The organism is Pseudomonas sp. 2835 (assembly GCF_050435905.1).
Lineage (GTDB): Bacteria > Pseudomonadota > Gammaproteobacteria > Pseudomonadales > Pseudomonadaceae > Aquipseudomonas.
Genome location: NZ_JBNDLE010000018.1, coordinates 85,402 through 100,767, shown reverse-complemented (window position 1 = coordinate 100,767; position 15,366 = coordinate 85,402). Strand labels below are relative to the sequence as shown.

Below are 15,366 nucleotides of genomic sequence, written 5' to 3'. Positions count from 1 at the left end.
CCTTGCCACGGGCCTCGACCATGCTCCATGAGTTGTTCAGCGTCTACCTGAAAATGCTCGTGCTCTACAGCCCGTTCTTCGTGCTCTCGTGCTTTATCAGCCTGACCCGCGGCTACTCCAGCAAGGAACGCAAGCAACTGGCCTGGCGTGTGGCAATTGCCGTGCTGATCGCCAGCGTGCTGCTGTACCTGTTCGGCCGGGTGATCTTCGGCATATTCGGCATCACGGTGGATGCGTTTCGCATCGGCGCCGGCAGCGTGTTGTTCATTTCGGCGCTGGGCATGGCCCAGGGAAAATCGGCGGTGCAAACCGACAATGTGCAGCAGGACGTGACCATCGTACCGTTGACCATACCGCTAACCGTCGGCCCCGGCACCATCGGTGCGCTGCTGGTGATGGGGGTTGGCCAGCCGCACTGGGATGACAAACTGCTGGCCATCGTCAGTATCGCCCTGGCCAGTTTCACCGTTGGCCTGGTGTTGTACCTGTCGAACCGTATCGAGCGGATTCTCGGCGACCAGGGCCTGCAGATTGTCAGCCGTTTGATGGGGTTGTTTGTCTGCGCCCTGGCGGCGCAGATCATCTTTACCGGGATCAAGGGTTACCTGGTGCCCTAGATCATATAAGTGCCCAGGTTGCGCATACGACCGGCCTGATGCATTTTTTTTACCTTGGCGCGCAGCTCCTGATCGAACAGCGCGACGTTGAAGCGCACCAGCTCGGCCTTGACCTGCCGCGTCTGGCGGTCGCGAAACAGAAAGCCGGCACGCGTCTGCGAAAGCGCCATCGATTCGTGATACAGCACCATGTCTACCTGCCCGGCCTTGCCTGGAGCACAGGGTAGCAATTGAAAAACCCCCGTTTTTTGCACCCGCTGCTCAAAATGCGCCAGCGCGTCGCGTGCGCCCCTGAGGGCCTCCAGGGTACTCCCCATCGATAGTGCCAGTTCACTACCGCCGCTGGCCGCTGCAATGCTGCGTAGAGCCTTGTCGACGATGTTCGGTCGTTCACCGCCAGGCCAGTGCACTTCGCTTGCCTGAAGCGGGTCGTAACCATAGAACATCAATTGCCGCCGGTAGTAATTGAACCAGTCGTCGATCAGGCCCTGCTCGTAGGCATCGCGGGTAACCATCTCGGCTGCCGATATGGCCAGTAGCACCGAATCGCGCTGCGCTGCGCTGACCTCGGGATGAAAAGACAGGATGCTCGAATCGGCGACCACGCCCGTTAGCTTACTCATGATTATCACCTTCAGGTTGACTGTCGAGCGCCATCACATAGTTGTGTTCCTGTTGCTTGCGCGCCATCAAACTGCGCAGATCGGCGCGCGAACCTTCGAACGTCTCGCCGTACAGCACAGCCGCCCCACCGTTAATCACAACCTCGTTGTACAACACTTCGCCGGCCAACGACTGCTCGATTCCGGCCACTTCTGGCACCTGTGCGTGGGTAATGGAGATACTGCACAGGTCGATTACAGGACCGGGGTGTACCAGCCCGATCTCCATGGTCAGAACTGCGCCCGTATCACGTACCTCGAAAGTAAACCCGTCAAAACACGCCAAGCCGTCTACATCCCGCGTCAACGTCGCAATCCCTTGATCGATGATCGCACTTGCACCGGTGTATCGGGTTTCCAGCCAGAGTTGCAGAGGCTGGATCGCAGAAAGTAGCGAGCAATCCGATGCGGATTTGCTCTCATGATGGAACTTGGTGAAGATCCAGTCGCGTTCAGTCAGGGTGTTGCGATAGCCTTCGTACCACTTCTGGTAATTCGAAAAACGCGAGCCGGCGAACTTGTTCGCCACTAGCTGCGCATACAACACAGAGTCGAGTACCGCCTGGCGTTGATCCGGCAGTACGTCGGGGGCGATAAGCAACAACGAGCCACCATTCACCCATACACAATAGTCTTCCATGATCCCTCCTGGTCCAGTAGAAGCTTGAATGTCAGGATGGCCAACGCCTCCAGCCATCCTGACCGGCCAATCAGATATCGTGGATGAGGACACGGTTCTGCTTGTGGTTTTGCAGCTTGGCGATGATGGCATCGCGAACGCTGTTATACAGCGTGCGGTTCAACATCAACGCCGCCGCTGCCTCGTAGGTTTCCGATGAGCTGCCTGTCCATTCGAACAAGGTCCAGTCGGCGTCTTTATTTGACTTGGTCGTCTGCACTGCACTTGTCACCAGCACGACGTCGCCTTTTTCGGTCATTTCGCCAGCGGCAAGGCCAACTGAGCCGGTTTTGCCATTGCCAGTGTTGCGCTTGACCATTTGTTGAGCCTCTTTATTAAGGCCAAGCTTTTTCAGCGCCCCGTCAGCCAGCTTGCGCAGGGCAGTACCCGCCGGTCCACCCAGAACAGCGCCGCCAATTCCGCTAACGGCTTTGGTGGCAATAGCCCCGACCTTGAGCGACTGGGACCCCGACTCTGTTTTTTGGTACGTCTGACGAACTACGACCCAGCCACAGTCCTGCATAACGCTGAGAAATTTATTGAACCACTCTTCACTCTGGGTATTAGGGTCGAAGAGTTTCTTGGCAACTTCGAAAGAAAACTGGAAGGAGTTAAGTACATCATCACGCGCTTGCACTTCGACCTTGCCGGCCACGACCAACAGCGCGCCTGGCATAGCGATAGCGATATCTTTGGAGGGTTCTTCTGTTTTAGCGACGTCGTTCATCTCGAATAATCCTTTATATGAAGCCCCGCCCGATATCGGCGGGGCACTTCACACTATTCGAGACACAGCCCTCGGTCAGGGCCGAAAGCCTTCCACGCCAGCATCAACCCTGCGCCGGATACCAGCGCGGGGTGTACACCCATTGGCCGCCGTCTGGCCGGGCAAAGCCGCAGGTCGTCGAGGATCCGACCAGCACCATGGTGCGCATATCGACCATGTCCGCTTGCAGCTCACCGAGACTGACCACCCTCAGCGTCTGCCCCGGCCTACCGATGTCGCGGCCAAGGACTACAGGGGTCAGGGCGGTGCGATGCTGGCGGACGATTTCCAGGGCGCGCCCGAGCTGCCACGGGCGCGAGCGCGAGATCGGGTTGTAGAAAGCCAGCGCCAGGTCGGCCTGACAGGCGAGGTCCAGGCGCTTCTCGATGATCGACCAGGGCTTGAGGTTGTCCGACAGTGACAGCACGCAGAAGTCATGGCCCAAAGGAGCGCCGGCCTGCGCCGCAGTCGCCAGGGAAGCGGAAACGCCGGGCAGCATTTCCAGCTCCACTGCGTGCCAGTGTGGATTGCTCGACTCGTGCAATGCTTCGAGCACCGCCGCAGCCATGGCGAACACACCAGGGTCGCCGGAAGACACCACCACTACCGAACGCCCTTGCGCCGCCAGCTCGAAGGCATGCCGGGCACGCTGCATCTCTTCGCGGTTGTCGGTGCAGTGCAGTACCTGATCCGGCCGGAAAGGCCCGGCCATGCGCACATAGGTTTCATAGCCGAGCACATCGTTGGCCCGCGCCAGCTCCGCCTTGACCGCCGGCACCATCAGGTCGGCAGCGCCAGGCCCGAGGCCGATCACCGCCAGGCGCCCGCGGGCGCGGCCGATCTGCTGCGGATCGATCGGCTGGTTCGAGACCACGAGGGCCAGGCCGTCGTTGACCGGCTGCGGTGGCAGCAATTGCGGCATTGCCTGAGCGGCCAGAGCACTGGCATCGCCGGCACCCGGGGCAAAGCGCAGGGCCACGCCCAGCTCGGCTGCAGCCGCGTGCAGGTCTGGGTTGGCCATGTGCTGCTCTGCTGCCAGCAGACAAGCCAGCGCCGGTTCGGCAATCCGTGCTGCCTGCAGGGCCGTGCGAATGGCCTGGGCCAGCTCCGGCAGCACCTCGCTGACTGCCACCAGCACACAGCGCGGATAGATCACCAGCTCATTGGCCGAGGCTGCACGGGCATCACAACCGACATGAATCGCCAGTTGCGCCTGCTCGCTTTGCGGCAGCTGCGCCTGTTCAAGCCAGGGCGCGACGCCGTCAATGCGCACGCTTTCACCGGCCAGCAGGTCGGAAACGAAACGCTTGCCCAGCTCAAGGTCGGCCAGGGCATAACCGCTGGGCGGGTTGAGCAGGCAGGTGCCGAAACGCAGCTCGCCACTGGTGGTGATCGCCGCCGCCACACCCAGGCCGGCACCGATTTCCCGGGCCATGAGATTGACCCCGCCAAGCCCGCCGAGCAGCGGCACCACGGCACTGCCATCCTCGGCCACCGCCAGTACTGGCGGCTCGGCGCCCTTCTCCAGCAACAGGCCGGCCAGGGTGCGGATGACGATGCCGGCAGCGCACAGGGCGATGATCGGCGTGTCTTGCTGATAGAGCTGGCGCACGGTGGCGCCGAACTCCTGGTAACTGTGGTCGGCGCCTTCGACCCGGCCTTCAAGGCCATGGATCAGCGCGTCCGGGTACAGCTGCTGGATCTTGCGGGCAGTGGCCAGGCTGCCTTTGCCAAGGATGACGATGGCCGGGGCTTTACGGGTCATCAACCTTGCCACCTTTCACCGGGCACGATGATCAGCGAGAAGTATGGCGAGGACTGCGGATCGACCTCGTCCAGGGCGACGATCTTCTGGTTGGCCATGGTCGCCCGCTCCACATACAGGGCCCGTTCGGCCAGGCCGAGCTCAGCCAGCACATCGCGAACCTTGGGGAAATTGCGCCCGAGTTTCATGATCACCGCGGCATCAGCATCGGCCAGGCGGCGCTTGAGTTCATCATGGGGCAGCACGCCGGAGAGCACCGACAGGCTCTGGTTGCGATACACCAGCGGCGCACCGAGCACCGAGGCGCCGCCGAGCATCGAGCAGACCCCCGGGATCACCTGGGCTTCGTAGCGTTCGGCGAGACGGTCATGCAGGTACATGTAGGAGCCGTAGAAGAACGGATCGCCTTCGCAGATCACCGCAACATCGCGGCCGGCATCCAGGTGCGCGGCAACTTCGAGGCTGGCGGCATCATAAAAGTCGCTGATGACCTGTTCATAGGACAACGGCGCCGGTAGCACTTCGGTGGTCACCGGGTACACCAGCGGCAGCAAGGTCTGGGCTTCTTGCAGATGACTTTCGATGATGCCGAAGGCGTTGCCGCGCTTGCCCTTGGCGACAAAGTAGGCCACCACCGGCGATTCGCGCAGCAGACGCAGCGCCTTGACGGTGATCAGTTCCGGGTCGCCGGGGCCGACGCCCAGGCCCAGCAAACGTCCACGAGCCTGCATCATTCGACCTCCGTGGCCAGCGCATTGACCGCCGCGGCGGCCATGGCGCTGCCGCCCAGGCGCCCCTGCATGATCACGAACGGCACGCCTCGGCTGTCGGCAGCGAGCATCGCCTTGGACTCGGCGGCGCCGACAAAGCCCACCGGAAAACCAAGGATCAGCGCGGGCTTGGGCGCGCCGGCGTCGAGCATTTCCAGCAGGTAGAACAGCGCGGTCGGTGCGTTGCCGATCACCACCACACTGCCTTCCAGATGCGGCCGCCACAGCTCCAGGGCCACCGCCGAACGGGTGTTGCCCAACTCGCGGGCAAGTTCCGGCACCTGCTCGTCGCGCAAGGTGCAGATCACCGGGTTGTTGGCCGGCAGGCGTGCACGGGTAATACCCTCGGAGACCATCCGCGCATCGCAAAGGATCGGCGCCCCAGCGGCCAGGGCATCGCGCCCGGCCTTGCCGGCACCTGGGGAGAACTGCAGGCCATCGATCGCATCGACCATGCCGCAGGCATGAATCACGCGGACCGCGAGCTTTTCCAGATCGGCCGGGATGCGATCGAGCCGGGCTTCCTCTCGAATGATCGCGAAGGAATTGCGATAGATCTCCTGACCATCGCGGATGTAATCAATCATCAAGGGTGCTCCGTGAGCAGGCGTCTAGCAGTGCGCCGGCTTCTTTTAGTGTGAGGTTGCGTGCGCGCAGGCGGCCGAAGCCAGGCTCGGTTGCGTCACGCAGGTACAAGTCGTAGTGGCCGGGGCTTTGCGCCAGCAAAGTGGCGGGCGCCACGTGGGCCATCGCGCACGAGCGCGGGCAGCCGCTCAAGTGCACGCTGGCAGGTGCTCCGGGGCCCAGCAGTGTGGCCAGCAGGCGCGCATCGCCCTTGGTTTCGGCCTGGCCTTTGGCGCAGCCGGCGGAACCGGTGCAGGCGACTAGGCGCGTCAGTCGATCATGACCCGAGACCAGCAGCCCCATTCGGGCCAGGCCGTCGACCACCTGCCCGGCATGATGCTGGCCAATGTTGGGCAGCAGCACGCCCTGCCAAGGGGTCATGCGCAAGGTGCCGTCGCCTTGCTCCCGTGCCAGCCGGGCCGCACCGCGCAGCATCGTAGGGTTCAGACGCCCCAGGGGTGCTGCCGAACCGACGGCGCTCAGGCCGTGTTGCAGCTGTGGATAAATCCCTAGATAGCCCGCCGTTGCCAACGGGCGACGCCACTGGCAAACCGCCGCGTCAGCCCGCACCGGCAAAGCCAACCCGGCGATAAACACCTCGGGCGTATGTTCCCTCAGCAACTGGCGCATCCGCGTCTGCTCAGGCCGGGCCAGATCGAGAAACCGCTCGAGCACCGCCAGTACCAGTCCGTGCCCGCGCGTCAGGGGCACGGCGCCCAGCGGCGCATCCTGGGCCGGGCAGCCCGCCAGGCCGAATGCCAGCCACAGTTCGTCGTCCAGCTTCAGCGGGCTGAGCCACAGGTCATGGGGGTGCGCGAGCATCGCCAGGGCCTCGCCGCCATCCAGCTGCACGGCGAACTTGGCCGAGAGCTGATGAAAACGCGGGGTGGTTTCCAGCGACTGCAGCACCTGTTGCGCCAGTGGCCGGGTGTCGAACAGCATCTGCGGATCGATGCCCGCGGTGGGGCTGAGCATCAGGTTGCGCACATCGTCGCCGGCGGCCTGGCGTGGCCCGAGGCCGGCAGCCAGCAGCAGCTCGATCAGGCCACCGTGGTCGCAGCCGATGCCGCGAATCTGCAGGTTGCCGCGGTTGGTGACTTCAATTTCACCGCCTGCATAGCGCTCGGCCGCCGCCGCAACGGCATCGGCCTGGTCTGCCGTCAGCGCCCCGCCGGCCAGCTTGATCCGGCAGATGCCGCCGTCCAGCGCCTGGACGATGCGCCATAACCCCGGGCAGGCCGAGGGACGCAACGAAGCTTGGGGCTGGTGGGCCGATACAGGCTGGTTCAAAAGGTCACCCGGCAATCGTGAAAAGGCACGTCAGTGTAGAAGGCGCGGTATTATGCCTGCTTTGTCCGAGGGCATGAAAAGCCTGCCGGTCGGATTGCGTTGAATTGAGGAAATCCATGTCGCCCTGGCTGACAATAGTAGGTATCGGTGAAGACGGCTTCAGTGGCCTGGGCAAGCAAGCCCGGCGCGCGCTGCTGGGCGCTTCACGGGTGTTTGGCGGCCAGCGCCAGCTGGATCTGTTGCCGCACTGCATCAGCGGCGAACGCCTGCTGTGGCCCAGCCCGTTTTCCCTGGCGCCGGTTCTGGCCCTGCGCGGCGAGCCGGTGTGCGTGCTGGCCAGCGGCGACCCGATGTTCTATGGCGTAGGCGCAAGCCTTGCGCGCCAGCTCGATGTCAGCGAAATGAACGTGTTGCCGATGCCCTCCTCTTGCGCCCTGGCCGCCGCCCGCCTGGGTTGGCCACTGCAGGAAGTGCTGACGCTGTCGGTGGTGGCGCGGCCGATCGCTGCACTCAACGCCCACCTGTACAGCGGCGTGCGCCTGCTGGTGCTGAGCAACGATGGCAGCAGCCCGGCCGCGATCGCCGCCCTGCTGCGCGAACGCGGTTTCGCGCCGAGCCGCCTGCAGGTCTTCGAGCATCTGGGCGGCAGCGCCGAGCGTCGCCTCGAGGGCACCGCCGCGCTCTGGCCGCACCCGCAAGTTGCCGACCTGAACCTGGTCGCCATCGAATGCCTGGCCGCGCCCGATGCACCGCGCCTGTCGCCGCTTGCCGGGCTGCCCGACAGCGCCTTCAGGCACGACGGCCAACTGACCAAGCGCGATGTGCGCGCCATCACCCTGGCGCGCCTGGCGCCGCAGCCGGGCGAACTGCTCTGGGATGTCGGCGCCGGCAGCGGCTCGATCGGCATCGAGTGGATGCGCGCGCACCCCAGTTGCCGGGCGCTGGCCATTGAGTCCGATGAAGGCCGCCAGCAGTTGATCGAACACAACCGCGATGCCCTCGGCGTGCCTGGCCTGCAGTTGATTCGTGGCCGTGCACCGATGGCCCTGGAAGGCCTGGAACGCCCGGATGCGATCTTCATCGGTGGCGGCGTGACCCGCGAAGGCGTGCTGCAACACTGCTGGCAGCAATTGCGCCCGGGCGGCCGCCTGGTAGCCAACGCCGTGACTCTGCAAAGCGAGCTGGCGCTGGTCAGCTGGCGCGAGCAGCATGGCGGCGAACTGACCCGCATCCACATCGCCCAGGCCCAGCCCCTGGGCGAGTTCGACACCTGGCGCCAGGCCCTGCCGATTACCCTGCTAGAGGCGCTCAAGCCTGCCGATGCGTGACGAAACCCGCGAACAACCCGCACCGCTGCGCAGCGGCCTGACTACCGGTAGCTGCGCCACCGCCACTAGCCTGGCGGCGGCGCGCCTGCTGCTGGGCGGCCAGAGCAACGATGCGGTGGAAATCACCTTGCCCAAGGGCATGGTGGTGCAAATGCGCCTGGAGTTCTGCCGCTTGCTGGAGGACGGCGCCGAAGCCGGTACCCTCAAGGATGCCGGTGACGACCCGGATGTGACCCACGGCGCCCTGCTCTACAGCCGCGTGCGCCTGCAGGCCGAACCCGGCGTGCGCTTTATCGCCGGCCACGGCGTCGGCACAGTGACCCGCCCGGGCCTGGTGCTCGGCGTGGGTGAGCCTGCGATCAATCCGGTACCCCGCAAGATGATGACCGAGCACCTGCTGCGCCTGGCGGCCGAATTCGCCTACAGCGGCGGCTTCGAGGTCACGGTAAACGTGCAGGACGGTGAGAGCCTGGCGCTGAAGACCATGAACCCGCGCCTGGGCATTCTTGGCGGCCTGTCGATCCTCGGCACCAGCGGCATTGTCCGGCCGTTCTCCTGCTCGGCCTACATCGCCTCGATCCACCAGGGCATCGACGTGGCCAGTACCAACGGCTACCCGCACATCGCCGCCTGCACCGGCAACGCCAGCGAAGACACCATGCGCCGGGTCTACAACCTGCCGGAAATCGCCTTGATCGAAATGGGCGATTTTGTCGGCGCGGTGCTCAAGCACCTGCGCAAGGTGCCTGTGGATAAACTCAGCCTGTGCGGCGGCTTCGGCAAGATCAGCAAGCTGGCCGCCGGACACATGGACCTGCACAGCCGTCATTCGAGCATCGACCTGCCGCAATTGGCCGAATGGGCCGCGGCCATTGGTGCCGATGACGCCTTGCAAGACTCGATTCGCCAGGCCAACACCAGCCAGCAGGCCCTGGCCCTGGCCAGCGCCGCCGGCATTGCCCTGGGTGATGCGGTCTGCGCCCACGCCCTGGCCTTTGCCCGCAGCGTGGTGCCGGCGCAGGTACAGGTGGAGGTGTTCGCCATCGATCGCCAAGGCGGCATCGTTGGCCATGCAGGGGGCTTTGCATGAAGCGCATCCTGTTGCTCGGCGGCGTCACCGAGGCGCTGGCCATCGCCCGCACCCTGGGCCCGCAGCACGTCTACAGCCTGGCCGGGATTGGCCGGGTGCCTACTGACCTGACCTGTCAGGTACGGGTCGGCGGGTTTGGCGGCGCCGAGGGCCTGGCCGCTTACCTGCGCGCAGAACGCATCGACCTGCTGATCGACGCCACCCACCCCTATGCCGCCCGCATCAGCGCCAACGCCGCCCACGCTGCGCAGCTCACCGGCGTGCCGTGCTGGGCGTTGCGCCGCCCGGCCTGGCAAGCCCAGGCCGGCGATGACTGGCGCGAGGTGAGCGACTGGACCGAACTGATCGACGCCTTGCGCCCGTTCCAGCGCCCGCTGTTCACCCTCGGCCGTGAGCCGCTGCAGCATCTGCACGAGATTCCCGCCCATCAGTTCTGGACCTTGCGCGCCCTTGAAGCCTGCCCGGGCAATGAGCGCTGCGAAGTGATCGGCGCACGCGGGCCGTTTCACCTGGACGACGAACGCGCGCTGTTCGAGCGCCGGCAGATCGATGTGCTGATCAGCAAGAACAGCGGCAGCGGGGCGACCGAGCCCAAACTTGAAATCGCCAGGCAACGGCGAGTGCCGGTGTTGATCCTCAAGCGACCAGTGCTGCCAGAAGTTGACAGGGAGTTCTTCAGCCCTTCAGAGATGCTGGCTGAACTGCCTAGATAAATTTGCTTGCATCAAGACCTGAGGGTCATAGCCATACAAAAAAGCTTTTAGGAAGTTTCTTACTGGCTTGATTTGCCCCAACTTTACCCCACTGCCTTACACTACGCCCCTCCTCCCCCCGGAAGACCTCACCCATATGGAAATGCAATGGTGGATCTGGCTGGTATTCGGTTTCGGCCTCGTAGTGCTCGAACTGGTCCTGCCAACCTTCTTCATCCTCTGGTTCGGCATCGGTGCCGTGCTGGTTTCGCTCATTGCCTTTTTGGCGCCAAGTCTGCAACTCGACATGCAGGTGCTGCTGTGGGTGGTGTTCTCGTCGATCACCACGCTGCTGTGGTTCAAGGTGTTTCGCAGGAAGCAGCCGGACACCCGCTGGACTGCCGATAGCGTGATCGGCGAAGTCGGCCTGCTCACCGCCACAGTCTCGGAGTTCCACAAGGGCCGCGTGCGCTTTCAAAAGCCCATCCTCGGCAATGAAGAATGGGTGTGCGTCGCCGATGCCGAGATCCCGGCCGGCGAGCGCGTGCGCCTCACTGCCATCGAAGGCAATACCGCCCGGGTTGCCCGGGCCTGATCAGTAAAAGGAAGCATTGACTCATGACCAGCCTTATCGTCGTCGGCACCATCGCCGCATTCGCCCTCATCACCTTGTTCAAGGGCGTGCGCATCGTGCCCCAGGGCGAGGAGTGGATCGTCGAGCGCCTGGGCCGCTACCACAGCACCCTCAAGCCGGGCCTGAACCTGCTGATCCCGTACATGGACGTGGTCGCCTACCGCCTGCCGACCAAGGACATCATCCTCGACGTGCAGCAGCAGGAAATCATCACCCGTGACAACGCGGTGATCGTCGCCAATGCCCTGTGCTTCGCCAAGGTCGTCGACCCGCAAAAAGCCGCCTACGGCGTGCAGGACTTTTCCTTCGCAGTCACCAGCCTGACCATGACCTCGCTGCGCGCCATCGTCGGTGCCATGGACCTCGACGAAGCGCTGTCGAGCCGCGAGCAGATCAAGGCGCGCCTGCGCGAAGCGATGTCCGAGCAGACCGAAGACTGGGGCGTGACCGTGCGCTCGGTAGAGATCCAGGACATCAAGCCGTCGCAGAACATGCAGGCGGCAATGGAGCGCCAGGCCGCCGCCGAGCGCGAGCGCAAAGCCGACGTCACCCGCGCCGAAGGCGCCAAGCAGGCCGCCATCCTCGAAGCTGAAGCGCGCCAGCAAGCCGCCAAGCTCGACGCTGAAGCACAGATCAACCTCGCCGAAGCTTCGGCGCGTTCGATCACCCTGGTCAGGGACGCGATCGGTACCGAGATCACCCCGGCCATGTACCTGCTCGGCGAGCGCTACATCGGCGCCATGGAAAGCCTTGCCAGCAGCGACAACGCCAAGGTTGTGGTGCTGCCAGCCGACCTGCAGGAAACCGTACGCGGGCTGATGGGCCGTAACAAACAGGCCTGATGCGAACCGGGAGTGCGGCACTTCACCGCACCCCCGGTAATTTTTCCTATACTGGGCGCTACAATAGCCACCTCTGATTCCTGACCGGATCTTTCCATGTCCCCATATCGGCCCGCCATCGCCTGGATCGCCTGCTTCGCAGTGCTGTTCAATCTGCTGGCCATGCCGTTGGCGTCCGCAGCCCCCAAGGGGCCGGCCGAACAACTACTGTGGGGCGCCTTCTGTTCGAGTGTCGGGGCCAAGGCCAATCCCGAAATCATGGCCCTGGGCAAGATCGACCTCGGCCAGCAAGGCGATGACCATTCGAACATGCAGCACTGCTGGTGCTGCTCTGGCGCTGCGCCGTTGCTGGCGCTCCCCGGGCATGCGCCGCAACTGAGCAAACCGCTGGCCCTGTCGATCGGGCTCGAACCGCTGCTCACCGCCTATCAACCCACGCCACGCCAACAGTGGCCGGCCCTCAACCCCCGCGCCTCCCCTCTGGTCTGAGTTCACTACGCTACCTGCTGCGAACCTGAATCGACTGGAGAATCACCATGTTCAAGAACGCCCTGCTGCTGGCCGCACTGATGCTGCCGGCAACCTTTGCCACTGCCCATGAATACACCGCCGGCGAGCTGCAGATCGCACACCCGTGGTCGCAGGAACTGCCGCCGAACGCGCCCAACGTCGCGGCCTATTTCATCGTGCACAACAACGGCAAGACCGCCGACACCCTGATGAGCGTCGACAGCCCGATCAGCGACGACGCCCAGTTGCACGAGCATGTGCACAAAGATGGCCTGATGAAAATGCAGCAGGTAATGAGCGTCGAAGTGCCTGCGGGCGGCGAGCTGAAATTCGCCCCCGGCGCTTACCATGTGATGCTGATGCAGCCCAAGGACCGCAGCCTGCTGACTGACGGCAAGCGCTTCCCGCTGACCCTGCACTTCAAGCATGCCGGTGACATCACTGTCGAAGTCGCGGTGCAAAAAAATCCACCCGAGGAAGCCGCTCACAGCCACTGAGTGCTGAACAAAGCTGCCCGGCGTGACTAGCGCCTGCAGCAGGTTCACCCGCCCCGCGCGTCCTGGTTCCAGGACGCTTCGCGGCAGCTGGCTGAGCCTGTTTGCCATGTTGATGATCTTTATCGGCCCACTGGTTTCCCAGTCGATGCCGATGGATCACCGTGCCATGCCGCCAGGCATGAACATGAGCATGGCCATGGACAGCGCCGCCGATTGCCATGCCGACAGCCATCACGGCAGCAGCCCGGCGCTGAAGGTTATCTGGGAGAAGTGCGGCTATTGCAGCCTGTTCTTCCATTGCCCGGCACTGCCCCAGGCCCTGAGCCTGCTCAACACCGAAGCCGTCCCCGCCAGCAACCGGCTGATCGTCTACCCGCGCCAGGGCCACGCCCGGCAGACGGTATTCCCCGGCGCCCGCAGCCGCGCGCCGCCTGCCCCCATCGTCGTCTGAGTCCACTACCTGCGCCCGAAGTCCGGCACCTGCCGTCGACTGCGCGCACCCTTATGACTGATCGATGTTGGAATCACTATGTCTGGCTGCACCGCTGTTTTTCGTCTGTCCCTGCAAGGGACCATCGCCGTGATCTGCGGCACCCTGCTCAGCCCTCTGGCCCTGGCCACAAGCCAGGCCGAGGACGCGCACGTTTCTGACCAGGCCGAGCTGAGCCCGACGGTAATCACCGCCGTGGCCCCGAGCTCGCCGCTGACCATCGTCACCAACCCCAAGGACCCACGCCAGCCAGTACCGGCCAGCGATGGCGCCGATTACCTGAAAACCATCCCCGGCTTCTCGGCCATCCGCGCCGGCGGCACCAACGGTGACCCGGTGCTGCGCGGCATGTTCGGCTCGCGCCTGAACATCCTCACCAACGGCGGCGTGATGCTCGGCGCCTGCCCCAACCGCATGGACGCCCCGACCTCGTACATCTCGCCGGAAACCTACGACCGCCTGACCGTGATCAAGGGCCCGCAAAGTGTGATCTGGGGCCCCGGCGCATCGGCCGGGACCATCCTCTTCGATCGCGAGCCGGAAAAATTCGGCGAGCTTGGCAGCCGCGTCAACGCCAGCCTGCTGGGCGGCTCCAACGGACGCTTCGACAAGGTCCTGGATGCCGCCGCCGGTAACCGCTATGGCTATGCCCGCTTCGTCGGCAACCAGTCGCGCTCCGACGATTATGAAGACGGCAATGGCGACACCGTGCCGTCGCGCTGGGACAAATGGAATGGTGACGTCGCCCTGGGCTGGACCCCGGACGCCGACACCCTGGTGGAACTGACCGCCGGCAAGGGCGACGGTGAAGCGCGCTATGCCGGGCGCGGCATGGACGGCTCGCAGTTCAAGCGCGAGAGCCTCGGCCTGCGCTTCGAGAAGTCCAACATCGGCGAGATCTTCGACAAGCTCGAAGCCCAGGTCTACTACAACTACGCCGACCACGTGATGGACAACTACAGCCTGCGCACCCCCTCGGGCATGGGCATGATGGGCATGCCGATGGTCAGCAACGTCGATCGCCGCACCCTCGGCGGGCGCATCAAGGGCACCTGGCGCTGGGATGACCTGCAACTGATCAGCGGCATCGATGCGCAGACCAACGAACACCGCCAGCGCGGCGGCATGGGCGTTGATGCGCACAAGCACATGGCCTGGACCAAGGACGCCGACTTCCACAACTACGGGGTGTTCGGCGAACTGACCTGGTACGCCGCCGAACAGGACAGGCTGATTACCGGCGCGCGCCTGGACCGTGCCTCGGCCAAGGACTACCGCGCCACCAGCGCCACCAATGGCGACACTCGCGCCGATACCTTGCCCAGCGGCTTTATTCGCTACGAGCATGACCTGGTGGATATCCCCGCCACCACTTACGTCGGCCTCGGTCACGCCCAGCGCTTCCCCGACTACTGGGAGCTGTTCTCGCCCAAGTCCGGCCCGGCAGGTTCGGTCAATGCCTTCGACAGCATCAAGCCGGAGAAAACCACCCAGCTCGACTTCGGTATCCAGTACCAGACCGACACCATTGACGCCTGGGCCTCGGGCTATGTCGGGCAGATCCGCGACTACATTCTCTTCGACTACCGGCCGGGGATGATGGGTATGCCAAGCTCTCAGGCGCAGAACATCGATGCGCGGATCATGGGCGGCGAACTGGGTGCCGCGCACAAATTGACCAGCAACTGGAAAGCCGACGCTACCCTGGCCTACGCTTGGGGCAAGAACAGCAGCGACGGCAAGGCACTGCCGCAGATGCCACCGCTGGAAAGCCGCCTGGGCCTGACCTACAGCCGTGATGTGTGGAGCGCCGGGGCCTTGTGGCGCCTGGTCGCGGCGCAGAACCGCATCGCCGAGAACTCCGGCAACGTGGTGGGCAAAGACTACGAAAAAAGCGGTGGTTTCGGCGTGTTCTCGCTGAACGGCGCCTACAAGGTCAGCAACAACCTCAAGCTCAGTGCCGGGGTCGACAACCTGTTCGACAAGGCTTACGCCGAGCACCTGAACCTGGCGGGCAACGCCGGCTTTGGCTACCCGGCCACTGACCCGCAACCGATCAACGAGCCGGGGCGTACGTTCTGGACCAAGGTCGACCTGAGTTTCTGATCCA

At 64.2% G+C, this 15,366-nt stretch carries 17 protein-coding genes; 10 read left to right on the top strand and 7 right to left on the bottom strand.

Features of this window, described 5'->3' with window-relative positions; translation table 11 throughout:
• Positions 1–20: 20 nt before the first annotated feature.
• Positions 21–617 carry a MarC family protein gene (locus ABIE20_RS21900; RefSeq protein ID WP_010221679.1) on the top strand — a complete coding sequence of 199 codons (597 nt, stop codon included), beginning with the start codon at positions 21–23 and terminating at the stop codon, positions 615–617.
• Here ABIE20_RS21900 and ABIE20_RS21895 read toward each other — a convergent pair.
• The 7 genes from ABIE20_RS21895 to cobG form a co-directional block, all read right to left on the bottom strand.
• Positions 614–1,222: a hypothetical protein gene (locus ABIE20_RS21895; protein ID WP_429507278.1), complete on the bottom strand. Its 609-nt coding sequence runs from the start codon at positions 1,220–1,222 to the stop codon at positions 614–616. The two genes, ABIE20_RS21900 and ABIE20_RS21895, sit on opposite strands and share 4 nt — an antisense overlap.
• A gap of 10 nt (positions 1,223–1,232) precedes the next feature.
• Complete coding sequence (locus tag ABIE20_RS21890; RefSeq protein WP_429507276.1) at positions 1,233–1,919, bottom strand: hypothetical protein; 687 nt, start codon at positions 1,917–1,919, stop codon at positions 1,233–1,235.
• A 70-nt stretch (positions 1,920–1,989) separates the two neighbouring features.
• A complete protein-coding gene (locus ABIE20_RS21885) occupies positions 1,990–2,685 on the bottom strand; it encodes a hypothetical protein (protein ID WP_429507275.1) in 696 nt (231 codons plus the stop codon).
• A gap of 103 nt (positions 2,686–2,788) precedes the next feature.
• Positions 2,789–4,489 carry a precorrin-3B C(17)-methyltransferase gene (gene cobJ / locus ABIE20_RS21880; RefSeq protein ID WP_429507273.1) on the bottom strand — a complete coding sequence of 567 codons (1,701 nt, stop codon included), beginning with the start codon at positions 4,487–4,489 and terminating at the stop codon, positions 2,789–2,791.
• On the bottom strand, positions 4,489–5,223 hold the full coding sequence (locus ABIE20_RS21875; protein WP_374045236.1) for a precorrin-2 C(20)-methyltransferase: 735 nt from the start codon (positions 5,221–5,223) through the stop codon (positions 4,489–4,491). Before ABIE20_RS21875 ends, cobJ begins: the two co-directional genes overlap by 1 nt.
• Entirely contained in the window at positions 5,220–5,846 is a 627-nt protein-coding gene (locus tag ABIE20_RS21870; RefSeq protein ID WP_123565000.1) for a precorrin-8X methylmutase, read from the bottom strand. The genes ABIE20_RS21875 and ABIE20_RS21870 overlap by 4 nt, the downstream gene beginning before the upstream one ends.
• On the bottom strand, positions 5,839–7,173 hold the full coding sequence (cobG, locus tag ABIE20_RS21865; protein WP_429507271.1) for a precorrin-3B synthase: 1,335 nt from the start codon (positions 7,171–7,173) through the stop codon (positions 5,839–5,841). The genes ABIE20_RS21870 and cobG overlap by 8 nt, the downstream gene beginning before the upstream one ends.
• Positions 7,174–7,289: 116 nt before the next feature.
• Here cobG and cbiE point away from each other — a divergent pair, with 116 nt between their 5' ends.
• The 9 genes from cbiE (at position 7,290) to ABIE20_RS21820 (ending at position 15,362) form a co-directional block, all read left to right on the top strand.
• Positions 7,290–8,501 (top strand): precorrin-6y C5,15-methyltransferase (decarboxylating) subunit CbiE, encoded by a 1,212-nt coding sequence (gene cbiE, locus ABIE20_RS21860; protein WP_429507269.1) that lies wholly within the window; start codon positions 7,290–7,292, stop codon positions 8,499–8,501.
• The gene (locus ABIE20_RS21855) at positions 8,494–9,591 is read left to right on the top strand and encodes a cobalt-precorrin-5B (C(1))-methyltransferase (RefSeq protein ID WP_429507268.1); all 1,098 of its coding nucleotides are present in this window, start codon (positions 8,494–8,496) and stop codon (positions 9,589–9,591) included. The genes cbiE and ABIE20_RS21855 overlap by 8 nt, the downstream gene beginning before the upstream one ends.
• On the top strand, positions 9,588–10,304 hold the full coding sequence (locus tag ABIE20_RS21850; protein WP_429507266.1) for a cobalt-precorrin-6A reductase: 717 nt from the start codon (positions 9,588–9,590) through the stop codon (positions 10,302–10,304). Before ABIE20_RS21855 ends, ABIE20_RS21850 begins: the two co-directional genes overlap by 4 nt.
• Before the next feature lie 136 nt (positions 10,305–10,440).
• Positions 10,441–10,878 carry an NfeD family protein gene (locus tag ABIE20_RS21845; protein WP_429507265.1) on the top strand — a complete coding sequence of 146 codons (438 nt, stop codon included), beginning with the start codon at positions 10,441–10,443 and terminating at the stop codon, positions 10,876–10,878.
• Positions 10,879–10,901: 23 nt separating this feature from the next.
• Positions 10,902–11,759: an SPFH domain-containing protein gene (locus tag ABIE20_RS21840; RefSeq protein WP_429507263.1), complete on the top strand. Its 858-nt coding sequence runs from the start codon at positions 10,902–10,904 to the stop codon at positions 11,757–11,759.
• A 96-nt stretch (positions 11,760–11,855) separates the two neighbouring features.
• Positions 11,856–12,248 carry a DUF2946 domain-containing protein gene (locus ABIE20_RS21835; protein WP_429507261.1) on the top strand — a complete coding sequence of 131 codons (393 nt, stop codon included), beginning with the start codon at positions 11,856–11,858 and terminating at the stop codon, positions 12,246–12,248.
• Between the two features lie 47 nt (positions 12,249–12,295).
• On the top strand, positions 12,296–12,766 hold the full coding sequence (locus ABIE20_RS21830) for a copper chaperone PCu(A)C (protein WP_429507260.1): 471 nt from the start codon (positions 12,296–12,298) through the stop codon (positions 12,764–12,766).
• A 22-nt stretch (positions 12,767–12,788) separates the two neighbouring features.
• Positions 12,789–13,217 carry a DUF2946 domain-containing protein gene (locus tag ABIE20_RS21825; RefSeq protein WP_429507259.1) on the top strand — a complete coding sequence of 143 codons (429 nt, stop codon included), beginning with the start codon at positions 12,789–12,791 and terminating at the stop codon, positions 13,215–13,217.
• 78 nt (positions 13,218–13,295) lie between these two features.
• Positions 13,296–15,362: a TonB-dependent copper receptor gene (locus ABIE20_RS21820; protein ID WP_429507257.1), complete on the top strand. Its 2,067-nt coding sequence runs from the start codon at positions 13,296–13,298 to the stop codon at positions 15,360–15,362.
• Positions 15,363–15,366: the final 4 nt, after the last annotated feature.

What these genes read in the sequence shown, in the direction of transcription:
- ABIE20_RS21835 (WP_429507261.1), top strand. Translation starts at nt 11,856, where the DNA reads ATGTCCCCATATCGGCCCGCCATCGCCTGGATCGCCTGCTTCGCAGTG.
- ABIE20_RS21840 (WP_429507263.1), top strand. Translation starts at nt 10,902, where the DNA reads ATGACCAGCCTTATCGTCGTCGGCACCATCGCCGCATTCGCCCTCATC.
- ABIE20_RS21820 (WP_429507257.1), top strand. Translation starts at nt 13,296, where the DNA reads ATGTCTGGCTGCACCGCTGTTTTTCGTCTGTCCCTGCAAGGGACCATC.
- ABIE20_RS21855 (WP_429507268.1), top strand. Translation starts at nt 8,494, where the DNA reads ATGCGTGACGAAACCCGCGAACAACCCGCACCGCTGCGCAGCGGCCTG.
- cbiE (WP_429507269.1), top strand. Translation starts at nt 7,290, where the DNA reads ATGTCGCCCTGGCTGACAATAGTAGGTATCGGTGAAGACGGCTTCAGT.
- cobJ (WP_429507273.1), bottom strand. Translation starts at nt 4,489, where the DNA reads ATGACCCGTAAAGCCCCGGCCATCGTCATCCTTGGCAAAGGCAGCCTG.
- ABIE20_RS21830 (WP_429507260.1), top strand. Translation starts at nt 12,296, where the DNA reads ATGTTCAAGAACGCCCTGCTGCTGGCCGCACTGATGCTGCCGGCAACC.
- ABIE20_RS21900 (WP_010221679.1), top strand. Translation starts at nt 21, where the DNA reads ATGCTCCATGAGTTGTTCAGCGTCTACCTGAAAATGCTCGTGCTCTAC.
- ABIE20_RS21875 (WP_374045236.1), bottom strand. Translation starts at nt 5,223, where the DNA reads ATGATGCAGGCTCGTGGACGTTTGCTGGGCCTGGGCGTCGGCCCCGGC.
- ABIE20_RS21885 (WP_429507275.1), bottom strand. Translation starts at nt 2,685, where the DNA reads ATGAACGACGTCGCTAAAACAGAAGAACCCTCCAAAGATATCGCTATC.
- ABIE20_RS21890 (WP_429507276.1), bottom strand. Translation starts at nt 1,919, where the DNA reads ATGGAAGACTATTGTGTATGGGTGAATGGTGGCTCGTTGTTGCTTATC.
- ABIE20_RS21850 (WP_429507266.1), top strand. Translation starts at nt 9,588, where the DNA reads ATGAAGCGCATCCTGTTGCTCGGCGGCGTCACCGAGGCGCTGGCCATC.
- ABIE20_RS21845 (WP_429507265.1), top strand. Translation starts at nt 10,441, where the DNA reads ATGGAAATGCAATGGTGGATCTGGCTGGTATTCGGTTTCGGCCTCGTA.
- ABIE20_RS21870 (WP_123565000.1), bottom strand. Translation starts at nt 5,846, where the DNA reads ATGATTGATTACATCCGCGATGGTCAGGAGATCTATCGCAATTCCTTC.